Origin of the sequence: Halorientalis sp. LT38 (assembly GCF_037031225.1) — an archaeon.
GTDB lineage: Archaea > Halobacteriota > Halobacteria > Halobacteriales > Haloarculaceae > Halorientalis > Halorientalis halophila.
On sequence record NZ_JAYEZN010000002.1, the window covers coordinates 37,393 to 51,078 of the forward strand.

A 13,686-nucleotide genomic window follows, 5' to 3' on the forward strand; every position below is an offset into this window, starting at 1 on the left:
CGGCGCCTTGCAGAATCCGGCCGCGGGTTTTCGGCCGCGCGCGTGGAGACAATCGAGGATGACAACGGATGACGCGCGAACCGACGGCGGCGGTGACGGCGGTGACGGCGTTCCCACTCGCGACGGTGGGGCGAGCCGCGAGTCGGTGTGGTTGGACGATGGCACGGCCACCGAGTACGAGCCGCTTGCGGGTGACCTGACGGTCGACACGGTCGTGGTCGGCGGCGGCATCGCCGGGATCACGACGGCCTACCACCTCGCGACCGCCGGTCAGTCCGTGGCCCTGCTGGAACGGGACCGCTTGCTCGGCGGGACGACCGGCCGCACGACGGCGAAGCTCACCTCGTTGCACGGACTGGTCTACGCCGACCTGCTCCAGACGGCGGGCGAGGCCCGGGCCCGGGAGTACGCGCGGGCCAACCAGGCCGCCATCGACCGCGTCGAGCGCCTGATCGACGACCTCGGCGTGGACTGCGAGTTCGAGCGCACGGACGCCTACACCTACGTCACGGACCGGTCGAAGCGCGAGCGAATCCGCGAGGAGGTCCGGGCCGCGAAACGGCTCGACCTCCCGGCCTCGTACGAGTCGTCGGTCGACCTCCCGTTCGAGACGGTCGGCGCGGTCCGGTTCGAAGACCAGGCGCGGTTCGACCCCGGGACCTACCTCCGCGCGCTGGCCGCGGCGATCGAGGACGCGGGGGGCCGGATCTACGAGGGGACACGGGCGACGGACGTCTCCGGGGGCTCGCCCTGTCGAGTGGAGACCGATCGGGGGTCGGTGACGGCCGACGCCGTCGTGGTCGCCACCCACTTCCCGATCACCGACCACGCCGGCTACTTCGCGCGGCTGTCGCCCAAGCGGTCCTACGTCCTCGCCGTCCGCCTCGAGGACGAGGTGCCCGAGGGGCTGTACTACGACCCGTCCGAGCCGTACTTCTCGGTTCGTCCGCACCCGCGCGGGCGCGAGTCGACGGTCCTGATCGGCGGGCAGAACCACCGGACCGGCCGCGGCGGCAGCACGGCCGAGCGCTATCGGCGGCTCGAATCGGCCGCCCGCGACCGCTTCGACGTCGCCGCCGTCGAGAATCGCTGGGCGACCCAGGACTTCCGGACGGTCGACGGCGTCCCCTTCGTGGGGACGCTCCCGGTGTTCGACCAGGGCGTCTACGTCGCCACCGGCTTCGGCGGCTGGGGGATGACCAACGGCACCGCGGCCGGGCGACTCCTCGCCGACCGCATCCTCGGGCACGAGCCGGAGTGGGGTCGCGTGTTCCGCCCCACGCGGTTCACGCTCCCCGCCGGCGCTGGCGCGTTCCTCTCGCACAACGGCCACGCGGCGCGACACCTGGTCAGCGGCTGGTTCGAGCGGCGACCGAGCGCCGCCGAGACAACGCTCGCCGAGGACGAGGCGCGCGTCTTCCGGTCCGGCGCCGGTCCCGTTGCTGCGTATCGGGACGAGGACGGCGACCTGCACGCGGTCTCGGCGGTCTGTCCGCACATGGGCTGTCTCGTCGAGTGGAACGACGGCGAGCGCTCGTGGGACTGCCCGTGTCACGGCTCCCGGTTCGACGTCGACGGGGCCGTCCTGGACACGCCCGCCGTCGACGGACTCGACCCCGTCGCCGGGATATCCGAACAGCGAGAGCGCGAGCGTCGCTCGCCGACTCCGTCGGACGACCGGTGAGCCGCGTCGGAGAATGCGACCGGCGTCGGTTCACGGCGTCGCGCGAGCGGCCGGGAACCGAGGCGCGGTCAGTTCGCCGCGTCGGCGATCAGAACTGCTGACGGCTCTGGCCTTTCTGGCCCTGCTGCTCCTGCTGCTCCTGCTGCTTGTACTGGAGCCCGCCCTGTGATTGCTGGCCGCCCTGCTGGCCGGTCTGTTCCTGCGTGCCGGTCTGCTGGGGCTGTTGCTGCTGGCCCATTTGAGGCTGCTGTTGCCGGCCCATCTCGGGCTGTTGCTGTCCGATCTGGGGTTGCTGCTGGGACTGAATCCCTTGTTGGGGCTGCCGTTGCTGTCGCTGGCCCATCTGGGGCTGCTGCTGTTGGCCCGTCTGTGGGGATTTCTGTTGCCCCATCTGCGGCTGCTGCTGTTGCTGCTGGGATGGTTGGCCCTGCTGGGATGGTTGGCCCTGCTGGGACGGCTGGCCCTGCTGGGACGGCTGGCCCTGCTGGGACGGCTGGCCCTGCTGCCCCGGTTGCTTGGTCTCCTGGCCCAGCACTTCGATTCCCTTTCCGATCCCTTCGGTCATCTGACCGAGCTGTTCGGCCTGTTGCCCGATCTCTTTCTGGGCTCGCTGTTGTATCTCCTGGGCCCCCTGCTGGCTCTCCTGCATCTGGCCACCGCCGAACCCGGGCGACTGCTGCTGGCCCGTCCCCTGGGGTTGCTGACGCTGTTGTCCCTGCTGCTGGGGCTGTTGCTGGCCCATCTGCTCGGGCTGCTGCTGTTGCCCCGTCTGGGGCTGCTGTTGCCCGAACCCCTGCGTGGCCCCTTGCTGTTGTGGCTGCTGGGACTGGATTCCCTGCTGTGGCTGCTGCTGGGGCTGGTACTGTTCGCGCTGCTGGCCCAATTCGGCCTGTCCCTGCTGTCCGAAGTCGGTCTGGCCCTGCTGGCGCTGCCCGAGTCCCTGCTGGGTCCCCGTCTGCTGTCGTTCGGAGCCTCGCTGTGACTGTCCTGTCTGCTGTCGGTTTTCCTGACTCATGATCTGGTATGTCGCGCCGCTGTCGGCTGGTGTCTTTGCGCCCGTTCCTGTCCCGGGGGAGAAGTCCCGGGTCGGCGTCGACGGGGTCGGTGTCGCGTCCCCGTCGGAGGCTGCCACTCCCCTCCAATTAACCGTTTCGTCGGTTAGGGTTTCTAAGGAGCCGTTATACCGTTGCAGCCGTTTCTTGGCGACGGTTAGAACCCCTGGGTCGCACCGCCCTGCTTGCCGGGCTGCATGCCACCGGACTGCATACCGCTGGACTGCATCCCGCCGGACTGCATGCCACCGCCCTGCGTCGATCCCATTCCCTGCTGGACGGCCTGCATCGTCTGTCCGAGGGTCTGGGCGCACTCCTGGCAGTGCGGGTTCTGATGCTGTGCGCACTCCTGGGCACAGGCCTGGACCGACTGCTGGAAGGTCTGGAGGATCTCCTGTCCGAACCGGGAGTTACGCGGTAGCATGGCGACCGCGGCCTCGCCGATCTCGGCCACGTCTTCGCAGAGCCGGATGCACTCGACCATCTGGGGGTTGCTCTCCTGGATACACTGGTCGGCACACCAGGAGCAGACGTCGATGGCGCGGCTGATGCTCTCGGTGAGCTGCTGGCCCTGGTGCTGGCCGCCCTGCGTCGTCGATCCCTGCTGTTGGCCCTGGATCCCGCCCGACTGCTGCTGGGGCTGTTTGGCGTACTGCTGCCCGGTCTGTGCGCCGCTCGACTGCTGGAACTGGCCTCCTGTCATGCTAACACGGGCGTCGAACGCCCGGCTGCCAGTTTCACGAGGGGCGCCATAGGTATAGCACGGTTATCTCAGGTAACCCCGGCGTATCCGTCGCCGTCCGGCGGCGGGACCGTCTAGACCCCGGGGACGCCCGCCGCGTCGAAGGTGGTCACGCCGAGCGCCGCGAGGATGGCGATGACGATCAGCGACGCGAGCCAGGCGATCAGCGCGATGGCGATGGCGTTGAGCCATCCGCCCGGGTAGCGGTAGTTGATGACCGCGATGTACGCGATCAGGGCCACGAGCGGTCCCAGGAGCGGTATCCACCCGATCAGGAACGCGACGAGCACCCAGACGGCGGCCCCGATCAGCGCGGTGATGAGCGCGTACGTGAAGTCCTCGGTGTTCGTGATTACCCGGGCCCCGACGTAGATACCGAGCGCGCCGATCAGGAGGCTCACCGCGAACACGATCAGGGTGTCGATGACGGCCATGCCGCCTCTCTCCCACCCGCGACCGTTGTTATAGGGGGGCTTCTGGACGCGGCCCGCTCAGATCTCGACCCAGCGGCCGTCGCGGTCGGCTCGCTGGATCGCGTCGAGCAGCCGCTGGACCGCCAGGCCCGCCTCGAAGTCGGGATCGTACGCACCGTCGGTCGCGACGGCGCGCAGGAACTCGGAGTCCTGGTTGACGATGGCGTGTTCCCAGCCGAGGACGTGCCCGGGGGGCCACCAGTGCTCGACGTAGGGGTCCTCGGCCTCGGTGACGAGTTCCCGCTCGAACCCGCGGGCGTCGGCGCGGCGGACGAGCAGTTCGTTCGGCCGCTCCAGCGACCACCGGAGCGCCCCCTCGGTCCCGTCGAGTTCGAGCCGGTGGTCGTTCTTCCGCCCGGGCGCGACCCGGGAGGCCTCGACGGATCCCATCGCCCCGTTCTCGAACGCTAGCTGGGCACTGTATGCGTCGTCGACCGTGACCGCACTGGTCCCGTCGCCCTCGGGATCCGGTCGTTCCTCGACGAACGTCCGGGTGTGACCACTGACCCGTTCGACGTCGCCCACGAGGTACCGTGCGAGGTCCAGCGTGTGCGCGCCGAGGTCGCCCAGCGCCCCGCTGCCGGCGAGGTCCGCATCCAGCCGCCAGGACCACGGCGCGTCGGGATCGAGCAGCCAGTCCTGGAGGTACTGCCCGCGAAAGGCGCGGATCTCGCCGAGTGCGCCGCGCTCGACCAGCCGTTTCGCTCGCGCGACCGCGGGCAGGAACCGATAGTTGAACGCGATGGCCGCCGTCGCGTCGCTCTCCGCCGCGGTCGCGGCCATCCTGTCGGCGTCGTCGAACTCGTCCGCGAGGGGTTTCTCACAGAGGACGTGCACGTCCCGTTCGAGGGCGGTAATCGACGGCTCGGCGTGGAGGAAGTTCGGCGCGAGATTGAACAGGACGTCCACGTCGTCGATGGCCTCGCGCCAGCCGGTCGCGGTCTCGGCGAAGCCCAGCCGGTCGGCCGCCGTCTCCAGGGCCGACTCGTCGCGCCCGATCAGAACCCGCCGTTCCGTCTCCGGGGCGTCCGGGAAGAACATGGGGAGCCGCGCCAGGGCGTTCGCGTGCGCCCGACCCATGAACCCGTACCCGAGGAAGCCGATGCGGAGGGTCACGCCCAGAACGCCTCCCCGGGATCGGTCTCGATCAGGACCCGGTCGAGCAGTTCGACGGCCTTCTCCAGCCCCTCCTGGGGACTCAGCAGGGCGTCCTCGTGTTCGATGCTCACCGCGCCGTCGTAGCCGACCAGTCGCAGCGCGGTGACGATTCGTTTCCAGTGGCGCTCCCCGTGGCCGTACCCCACGGTGCGGAACAGCCAGGACCGCTCGGCCGGCCGATCCAGCGGCGTCGTGTCGAGGACGCCCCGGGTCCGACACCGGTCGGGGTACAGCTCCGTGTCCTTGGCGTGGACGTGGTGGATCGCGTCCCGGTCGCCCAGCCACCGGATCGCCGCGACCGGATCGATCCCCTGCCAGTAGAGGTGCGACGGGTCGAAGTTCGCCCCCACGCGTTCGTTCGTCGCGTCCCTGAGCCTGGCGAGCCCGTGGGGTTCGTGGACGAGCATGTTCGGGTGCATCTCGATCGCGATGTCGACGCCGCGGTCGGCCGCGAGCGCGGCGACGTCGGGCCAGTACTCGGTCGCCCGCTCCCACTGGTACGCGAGGGCGTCGGCGTGCTCGGGCGGCCAGGCAGCGGTGATCCAGTTCGGCGTCGCGTCGTCGGGGCTCCCGCCCGGGAGGCCGGAGAAGCAGGTGACCGCGGGCACGTCGAGCGCGTCCGCCAGCCGGATCGCCCGGCGGAGTTCCCGATCGGCAGTCTCGGCCCGCTCCGGATCGGGATGGAGCGGGTTGTTGTGGGTGGCCAGAGCGCTGACCGACAGGTCCCGGTCGTCGAGAGTGCGCCGGAGGGCCGTCCGGCGGTCGGGGTCGTCGACGAGGGCAGCGGGTTCGAGGTGGTCGCTCCCGGGGAACCCGCCACATCCCAGTTCGACGGCGTCGACGCCGAGATCGGCGAGGTAGTCGAGCGCGTCCCCGAGCGGGCGCTGCCCGAGGGGGACGGTCAGGACACCGAGGTCCATGGCGACCGTTCAACGTCCGGCTGTTAATAGCTCCCTGTCAGCGGACCCGACGGTCGCGGGACGCGGGACGTTGCGTGGGGGGTTGCGGTCGTCTCCGTCGCCGTCGTCGCCGTGTGCGAGGCCGGCTGTCTTATCGCCGCGGGCGGGACCGGCTGTTCGTCCCGCCGTTCTCGTCGGTACGGGAGCGCTTGACCTCGAGTTCCGATTCGAGGGCGCGGAGTCGGCGGTACATCCGGCGTTCGACGGCCTCGATCCGTCGGTCGATCCGCTCGAACGGCAGGGCGCCCACCCCGGCGTCGTCGCTGCCCGTGCAATACCGCTCGTGTCTCGCGAGGCGGTCGTAGGAAACCGGCCGCTCACAGACGGGGCAAGTCGGCATGTTGGTACGTGTGATACAACGCCTCACGGCATGACTCTTTGGTTGCCGTGCGGCTCGGCGCCGGCGTCTGTCACTCGCGCGAAATTGGGCAGCGTCAGACCTTTCGCTTCCAATCCCCCACGAGGTGTATGGCCCTGCAGATCGGCGTCATCGGAGTCGGTGGACTCGGCTACCTCCAGGCCAAGACCTACCGCGAGCTGGGGAGCGTCGAGATCGTGGCGGCCGCCGACATCACCGCCGACGCCCGCGACCTCTTCGAACGGGAGTTTCACGCGCCGGCCTACGAGACCCACCGTGCCCTCCTCCACGAACACGCCGCGGAACTCGACGCGGTCACGATCGTCACCCCGCACACGCTGCACTACGACCAGGCGATGGCGTGCCTGGATCGCGGCCTCCACGTCCTCGTCGAGAAACCGATGGTGACGGACGTCGGCAACGCGAAGACGCTCGTCCAGACGGCGACCGAGCGCGACCTCGTCCTGCAGGTCGGCTACCAGCGACGCTTCCACGAGGGGTTCCGCGAGATCGACCGCCTGCTCGGGAGCGGCCGGATCGGCCACCTCCACTCCGTCAACTGTTTCGTCAGCCAGAACTGGATCGACAACCACCGCGGCACCTGGCGGGTCGACCCGTCGCTGTCCGGCGGCGGGCAGCTCTACGACACCGGCTCGCACGTCATCGACACGCTGCTCTGGCTCACGCACGCCCATCCCACCACCGTCTCGGCCCAGATCGAGTACGCCATGCCCGATATCGACGTCAACAGCGTGCTGACCATCGGCATGGAACGCGACGACCAGCCGGTCCTGGCGAGCGTCGCCATCGTCGGCGACGGCGTCGACCTCACCCCGAGAGAGGGGTACCGCTTCTGGGGCACGAGCGGTTCGATCTCGTACATGGACGACGAACTGGTCGTCACCGAACGTGACGGCGCGACCTACCGGACCGAGATGACCATCGACGCCGACTTCGACGCCCTGAACCGGCGAAAGCTCCGGAACTTCGCCGACGCCATCGAGGGCACCGCGGAGTCGGCGGTACCCGGAACCGTCGGCCTCACCGTCACCGCGGTCACCGAAGCCGCCTACCAGGCGGCCGCCTCCGGCTCGACCGTCTCGGTCCAGTCGATCATCGACGGGGCCGCCGTCGAGCAGTAATCGTCGTCATCGAACAGTAATCGCCGTCGTCGAACAGGACCGCCTCGGTCGAACAGAACCGTCACTGTCGAGTCGATCCCCGGAAATCACCCGACTGGCCGACGGAAGACGGTCTCGGCGAGCCAGTCCAGGAAGGGCGCGACGGCGCGCTGTGAATCGAGGCGGAACTCGGCGTCGGTCGCGTCGGTGCCGACGCGGACGCCGACGTCGACCGGTCGGAGCGTCCGGAACACGTCCTCGTCGGTGGTGTCGTCGCCGAGATAGATCGTCCGGTGGCCTGCGGGCAGGTCCGCGGCGATCCACTCCACCGCCCGGCCTTTGTCCCACTCGACGCGCGGCCGCACCTCGACCGACTCCCGGCCGGGAACCAGGTGGACGTCCTCGCCCAGCGCGGGCGCGAGTTCGTCGATCCGTTCCGGGACCGTCGGCCGGACGTCCGGCGGCACGCGTCTGTAGTGGACGGTGAGCGAGAGCGATTTGTCCTCGATCGAACAGCCCGGGACGTCGCCGAGTTCCCGGGCGAGGATGCGGCGGGCGCGGTCGATTGCGGGCCGCCGCCGGCGAGCCGTCGGGTGAACGACCGTCTCCGCCCCCCGCTGCAGTTCCAGGCCGTGGTTGCCGGCGTAGATTGCACCCTCGAGCGCGACCCGGCCCCGGAGATCGACGAGTTCGCGTCCGCTCACGATCGCGACCACGGCGTCGGGGTGGGCCGCGAGACGGCCCAGGACGCGTGCGTTGGCGGGGGTGATCTCCGGGATCGAGGGATCCTCCGCGATCGGGGCGAGCGTCCCGTCGAAGTCGGTCGCCACCAGGAGGGCTGTGCCGGCGGCGAGACGTCCCGCGATCTCGTCGCTGGCGGTCACCGCGTCTTTCGTGTGTGACAGCCTGTCGTTCGATAACCGGTCTCGTCCACCAGCGTCGGTTGGTTGGGTCACGGCTTTTGAGGGGTGTGATCGCTCACGTCGGCTGGCGTCGCGGGGCAGTGGGGCGGTTCGGTCGGAGAATCCGGCGGACCCACGACTGCAGGTTTCGGGCCGCGACGGCCCGTCGGAGGCCCGCCATGCGCTGGCGGCGCTCCTCGCTCGGCATCGCGAGCGCGTCCTCGATCGTCGTCGCGAAGTCGGCGCGGTCGAACGGGTCGATCGCGAGCGCGTGTTCCCCGATCTCGTCGTACGCGCCGGTGCCCCGGCTCAGGACGAGCACGCCGGGATCGGCTCCCTGTGCCGCGACGAACTCCTGTGCGACGAGGTTCATCCCGTCGCGGATGGGGCTCACCAGCGCGAGATCGGCCTCGCGGTAGAGGCCGTACAGTTCCGACTGCGACAGGTGCGCCGTGGTGTAGAGTACCGGTTGCCAGTCTTCGGTCCCGAAGCGCTCGTTGATCCGTTCGACGCAGTCAGTGACTTCGTCACGGATGGCCTCGTACGCCGGAATCCGCGAGCGGCTGACGCTCGCGACCTGGACGTAGGTCAACTCCCCGCGGCGTTCGGGGCTGTCCTCCCACAGCTGTTCGAGCGCGCGGAGGCGTTCGGGGATCCCCTTCGTGTAGTCGAGGCGGTCGACGCCGACCGCGAGCCGTACGTCCTCGGTGACGTCGTTGCGAGCCCGGAGTTGCTGCGGGAAGGCCCTGGCTTCCGGCGACGTCGCGGCCTCCCGGACGTCGTCGACGGGGACGCCCATCGGCACCGCCTGGACGGTCACGTCCCGGCCCTGATAGTCGATCCGGCGGCCCTGCCAGTCGACGGTCGCTTCGTCGACGGCGGTCGCGACGCACTCGAGGAAGTTGTCGGCGTACCGTTCCGTGTGGAACCCGATCCGGGAGCAGCCGAGCAGCCCCCTGAGGAGGTCGTGTCGCCGCGGACAGGCGCGGAAGGTGTCCCACGCAGGCCAGGGGATGTGCCAGAACTGGGCGATGTCGGCGTCCGGGCCGAGTTCGCGGCGGACCGCGCGCGGCGCGAGCGCGAAGTGGTAGTCGTGAAACCAGATCGTGATCCTGTCGGCCCGGTTCTCGTCGACGCTGGCGACGGCGTTCTCGGCGAACCGGTCGTTGACCGTCCGGTAGGCCTCCCAGAACTCGGACTCGCAGTTCACGTGCCCGAGAAAGGAGTGACAGAGCGGCCAGAGAACCTGGTTGCTGAATCCGTAGTAGTAGTTCGAGACCTCATCCTCGGTGAGCCAGACGCGCCTGAGCGTGTACGATTCCTCGCCCGGTGGGACGTCGACGCACCCCTCGTCGTCGACGATCTCCCGGTCCGCGTCGCCGTCACCCCACGCGACCCACAGGCCCCCGGCGTCCTGCATCACCGGGTCGAGGCCCGCCGTCACACCGCCGGTCGGGCGGTCGACGGTGACGTCACCGTCCTCGATCCCGTGGCTGTACGGCTGTCGGTTCGAGACCACGACCAGTTGCCGATCCGGGCCATCCCCGATGGTCGGATCTCGCAATCCCGGGGATTCCCGTTGCCGGTTCGATTCGCGTCGCCGGTTCGATCCGCGCCCCGACTCTCGCCCCGATGGAACGTTCGTCGATCCGTGCTCGCCGGTCCCGTAGCCGTGCCGCGATGAGTGAGTGAAATCGTGCATGATCCCGAATGGGTACTTCGACGGCTCGAACGGATGGCAGGCTATGCCGGGACAAGGCGATGGTGCCTGCATCTGAAAGGAGTGGTCGCGAGTGGCGGTGGGACGGGCGGAAGGATCGAAGTGGGTGGCCGCGCGCGCACACCGGGTTTCCGGTGAAACGGGGGAGAAGGGTGGGGGAGGGGAGGTGGGGGAGGAAGGGAGGAGAGTCTGGGGACGGGACTGGCGGAAGGATGAATGTGAGTGCGCGCGCACACCGGGTTTCCGGTGAAAACGGTTCTGAGAGGGGGGCTGCTGCCAGATGTCGGGAAGGTGGTCAGAGACCCGCCAGTTGCCGGAACGGGACGGAGGGACACACCGGGTTTCCGGTGAATTGGCAGGAGAGCAGGCCTCTCCTCTCGCGTTTTCGTTGTAATACGATATACACTTGCTGTTCTCTCCGCTAGTCTCCGCTAGTGTTGTCGATCCAGCTGCAAGATCCCTAGATTTGTTGCCACAGCAATTAAGTTTAAATAGGTGTAGTGAGAAAAGCTAGCCAAGTACATCACAACAAAGAAAGTGATGACTCAGTCATCACGACGGCTCGAGCGAGCCAGTCGAAACGATCGTGCTGCACACTTCTGCTGTCGGTCTTGCCGTCGGTCTTCCCGTCAGTCTTCCCGTCAGTCTTCCCGTCAGTCTTCCCGTCAGTCTTGCTGTTGACTCCTGCTGTTGAGTCCTTGAGTCCACTCCTGTTGGCTGCGTACGCCCGTACCTTCAGCTGCCCGTCCCGCCTGGGATACACCTCGTTCCGTGTCTCGAGTCGTCTAGGACCGGTCTCTGTCTATCTGTCTGTCTGTCATTAGCCGTTTTCGCGTCCGTTGCACTCGATCTGGGCCCCGGTTCTCGTCCCGCTCCACACCCGGAATCCCACCCCGACCCCCGTTTCAACTCCACCCCCACCCCCTCTTCCCCCCGTTTCACCGGAAACCCGGTGTGCGCGCGCACCCCTCTTACTTATAAACCATTTCACCGGAAACCCGGTGTCCGATTAAGACATCTTATATAACTATTCTTTAATATCTCAGCTGTCAGCAGCGGGTCCGGTAGTTCAGTCGACAGTGTCACATCCCGGTCAGCTGGTGTCGGGTCACTCGTAGTCGATGCGTGTGATCGTCGATAGGCTGTGCATACGTCGGAGCGAGTGGGATAGTCGGTGTATAACTATAGACGAACGTTCATAACGAAAAGATGGACCCATGTTCGACTTGACTGGTTTCCAACGAGACATCATGTACTTGGTTGCGGGCCTGAACGACCCACACGGCCTCGCAGTCAAGGACGAACTCGAAAAGTACTACGAATCAGAGATCCACCACGGGCGGCTGTATCCGAACCTGGACGAGCTCGTGAAGAAAGGACTCATCAAGAAAGGCAAGAAGGACCGACGCACGAACGTGTACAAACTGACCGACCGCGGACTCCGGGAGCTCCAGGACCGCCGGGAGTGGGAGGACCAGTACCTGCAGGAAAAACAGGCCATCACGACGTGAACACCGGGCGGGGACTCTCGAACCGCTCCCGGTTCGCAGCCACCGGGTAACAAACCGTCCGTCAGCCGTCGGTATCGTTCGATGCTCCGATCCACGCCGGCACCGACGGTCCGGACGGACAGTACAGCGCGTCCATCGGCGCCACAGAGTAACTGGCGACCGGCGGGACTGAACAGCCGGCGATCGATAGAGCCGAGCGGCCGGCGCTCGACGGGATCGAATCGCCACCGACCGGCCGATTCTCTTCCGCGGCGATGGTGATCCAGAGCCGGGCAGTGCGATCCAGACTATCGTTCCGGTCCGTGTCCGCCCCCTGGATCCTGGCACTCGTGCTGACCAAGGCCGGCGACCTGACGACGACCATCCTCGGTCTCGTCGTCGTCGACGGGCTCACCGAGCGCAATCCCGTGGCCGCAGCCATCGTCGCCCGCTTCGGGATCGTCGGACTGTGCTGGCTGACCCTGGTCGTTCTCGGCGTGGTCGTCCTCGTCGTCGAATTCGCCGCGCGGATTATCGAGCGGGACACGGAGACCGATCTGAGTGGCGACGCGGCTTACCTGCTCGGCTATCTCCCGCTGGTCGCACTGTTCACACTTGCGACTGTGTACAACGCTGTATTACTGTGTGTACGCACCTTCTCGTAGGCACGGGGGCGCCTGTCACGGTGTGGCTCGTAACCCCTCTATAACTAACCCATCGCCACGTCAGCCATGGATCGACGTCGCGCGTGCGGTGTACGAGGTGGTAGCATGGACGAGGGTCACCAGATCGAGGACGTGACGGACGGAGTAACGGATCCAGAACTGGTCTCGGTCGTCGTCGAGGACGACGACGCGCCGGATCGCTGTACGATTTTCAACCCCGAATCGACGGGGGTCGATCGGATGTCACGGTGGATCACCGCCGAGGCCGACCAGCTCGTCGATCTGTACGACAACCGGTAACGGGGCGGTGCCGGCGGGAACCGGCGGGCGTCGAAGAATCGAAACACCGCTCCCCCGCGGTGGTGACGGCGGGTCGTCACAGACAGGGGCGATGACTGGGTCGAACTCTGTCGAACGAACTCGTGCCGGTCGAACGTTGCCGAAGTGAGTCGTACCGGCCGGCGACTTACTCGTCCCGACCGGCGTCCGCTTCGATCGCGTGGAGTGCCGAGAAGCCACCGATGGCCAGGCAGAACACGCCGAGTGCGACCACCGACGCCATCCCGCCCATCAGGAGGCTGATCAAAAAGAGGGCGCCGCCGCCGCCGCTCAGCCCGAGGTAGTATCGGTGCCACGGCCGCGTCTTCGGTGACTGGTTGTCCAGGTACTCGTAGAGCTGGGGCGCGTTCTGGCCGAGGGAGACGATCCCACGGTTCTGGTTGAACTGGACGATCCCCATGTCGGCCATCTTCGGCAGATGACACTGGTAGAGACCGACGTACACGCGCTTTCGCTGACTCGACGTGATCGAGGCGATGTCCGTGTCGTTCTCCAGGGCGGCGATGTGTTCGGCGAGGTCACTAAGCGTCACCTGTTGCTCGTGCTCGCGCAGGTATCTGATGACTTCGCGACGCCGTTCGTTTTTCAAAATTTCGAATATGAGATCTAACGACAGCTCCGTGGCGGGTGACTCCTCACCCCCTTCCGCATCCGTTGTCGATTCCGTAGGCGATTCTTCGATCGGTTTCGTGGTAGGTCCGGTTGACCCCGTTTCCTGTGTACTCATGTACTAATCACCCGTCTCTCGGATTCCAAATCGTTCCCCTCCCAGGCGGTCGACCTACCGGAGCGCGTCTCCATTCGCTCCATTACTGCTGGTAGGGCTCTCCCTATGACCGTCGCCACGTGGGAACGCCGTGGTTTATCCGTGGCGTCTACACGAACGTCAGGTAGGCACTTAATTGTTATTTGTCGTATAGGATATGAATAGGGACGTAAGTGTGCTGAAACCGCATACAGTACTCACACAAGAAAACGAAGGTCAGTAATACGGATTACGACCGTCCGGATCGGCCGGCTAGG

Annotated in this window: 15 protein-coding genes; 6 read left to right on the forward strand and 9 right to left on the reverse strand. The window is 67.1% G+C overall.

Going from position 1 to position 13,686, the window contains the following annotated elements:
* Positions 1-58 precede the first annotated feature (58 nt).
* The gene (locus U5918_RS18200; protein ID WP_336003435.1) at positions 59-1,684 is read left to right on the forward strand and encodes an FAD-dependent oxidoreductase; all 1,626 of its coding nucleotides are present in this window, start codon (positions 59-61) and stop codon (positions 1,682-1,684) included.
* 88 nt (positions 1,685-1,772) lie between these two features.
* Here the strand turns inward: U5918_RS18200 and U5918_RS18205 are convergent, their stop codons facing one another.
* On the reverse strand, positions 1,773-1,922 hold the full coding sequence (locus U5918_RS18205) for a hypothetical protein (protein ID WP_336003436.1): 150 nt from the start codon (positions 1,920-1,922) through the stop codon (positions 1,773-1,775).
* Here U5918_RS18205 and U5918_RS18210 point away from each other — a divergent pair.
* Positions 1,908-2,666 (forward strand): hypothetical protein, encoded by a 759-nt coding sequence (locus tag U5918_RS18210; RefSeq protein WP_336003438.1) that lies wholly within the window; start codon positions 1,908-1,910, stop codon positions 2,664-2,666. The genes U5918_RS18205 and U5918_RS18210 overlap by 15 nt on opposite strands.
* Positions 2,667-2,893: 227 nt before the next feature.
* Here the strand turns inward: U5918_RS18210 and U5918_RS18215 are convergent, their stop codons facing one another.
* The 5 genes from U5918_RS18215 to U5918_RS18235 all read right to left on the reverse strand — a co-directional run bounded on the left by U5918_RS18215 (position 2,894) and on the right by U5918_RS18235 (position 6,408).
* The gene (locus tag U5918_RS18215; protein WP_336003439.1) at positions 2,894-3,439 is read right to left on the reverse strand and encodes a four-helix bundle copper-binding protein; all 546 of its coding nucleotides are present in this window, start codon (positions 3,437-3,439) and stop codon (positions 2,894-2,896) included.
* A gap of 113 nt (positions 3,440-3,552) precedes the next feature.
* On the reverse strand, positions 3,553-3,912 hold the full coding sequence (locus U5918_RS18220; RefSeq protein WP_336003440.1) for a hypothetical protein: 360 nt from the start codon (positions 3,910-3,912) through the stop codon (positions 3,553-3,555).
* A 57-nt stretch (positions 3,913-3,969) separates the two neighbouring features.
* Positions 3,970-5,067: a Gfo/Idh/MocA family protein gene (locus U5918_RS18225; protein WP_336003441.1), complete on the reverse strand. Its 1,098-nt coding sequence runs from the start codon at positions 5,065-5,067 to the stop codon at positions 3,970-3,972.
* A complete protein-coding gene (locus tag U5918_RS18230; RefSeq protein WP_336003443.1) occupies positions 5,064-6,029 on the reverse strand; it encodes a sugar phosphate isomerase/epimerase family protein in 966 nt (321 codons plus the stop codon). Before U5918_RS18230 ends, U5918_RS18225 begins: the two co-directional genes overlap by 4 nt.
* Positions 6,030-6,159: 130 nt before the next feature.
* Positions 6,160-6,408: a hypothetical protein gene (locus U5918_RS18235; protein WP_336003445.1), complete on the reverse strand. Its 249-nt coding sequence runs from the start codon at positions 6,406-6,408 to the stop codon at positions 6,160-6,162.
* 128 nt (positions 6,409-6,536) lie between these two features.
* Here U5918_RS18235 and U5918_RS18240 point away from each other — a divergent pair, with 128 nt between their 5' ends.
* Positions 6,537-7,568 (forward strand): Gfo/Idh/MocA family protein, encoded by a 1,032-nt coding sequence (locus U5918_RS18240; RefSeq protein WP_336003446.1) that lies wholly within the window; start codon positions 6,537-6,539, stop codon positions 7,566-7,568.
* Positions 7,569-7,654: 86 nt separating this feature from the next.
* On the opposite strand, the gene otsB is transcribed toward U5918_RS18240, so the two are convergent.
* Positions 7,655-8,431 (reverse strand): trehalose-phosphatase, encoded by a 777-nt coding sequence (gene otsB / locus U5918_RS18245; RefSeq protein WP_336003447.1) that lies wholly within the window; start codon positions 8,429-8,431, stop codon positions 7,655-7,657.
* 94 nt (positions 8,432-8,525) lie between these two features.
* Positions 8,526-10,013, reverse strand: a complete 1,488-nt coding sequence (locus U5918_RS18250; RefSeq protein ID WP_336003448.1) for an alpha,alpha-trehalose-phosphate synthase (UDP-forming) — start codon at positions 10,011-10,013, stop codon at positions 8,526-8,528.
* Between the two features lie 1,373 nt (positions 10,014-11,386).
* Here U5918_RS18250 and U5918_RS18255 point away from each other — a divergent pair.
* The 3 genes from U5918_RS18255 (at position 11,387) to U5918_RS18265 (ending at position 12,624) form a co-directional block, all read left to right on the forward strand.
* A complete protein-coding gene (locus tag U5918_RS18255) occupies positions 11,387-11,680 on the forward strand; it encodes a PadR family transcriptional regulator (protein WP_336003449.1) in 294 nt (97 codons plus the stop codon).
* 275 nt (positions 11,681-11,955) lie between these two features.
* The gene (locus tag U5918_RS18260; RefSeq protein WP_336003450.1) at positions 11,956-12,324 is read left to right on the forward strand and encodes a hypothetical protein; all 369 of its coding nucleotides are present in this window, start codon (positions 11,956-11,958) and stop codon (positions 12,322-12,324) included.
* 105 nt (positions 12,325-12,429) lie between these two features.
* Positions 12,430-12,624 (forward strand): DUF7511 domain-containing protein, encoded by a 195-nt coding sequence (locus U5918_RS18265; RefSeq protein ID WP_336003451.1) that lies wholly within the window; start codon positions 12,430-12,432, stop codon positions 12,622-12,624.
* 166 nt (positions 12,625-12,790) lie between these two features.
* Here U5918_RS18265 and U5918_RS18270 read toward each other — a convergent pair whose 3' ends face one another.
* A complete protein-coding gene (locus tag U5918_RS18270) occupies positions 12,791-13,390 on the reverse strand; it encodes a DUF7344 domain-containing protein (protein ID WP_418771381.1) in 600 nt (199 codons plus the stop codon).
* Positions 13,391-13,686: the final 296 nt, after the last annotated feature.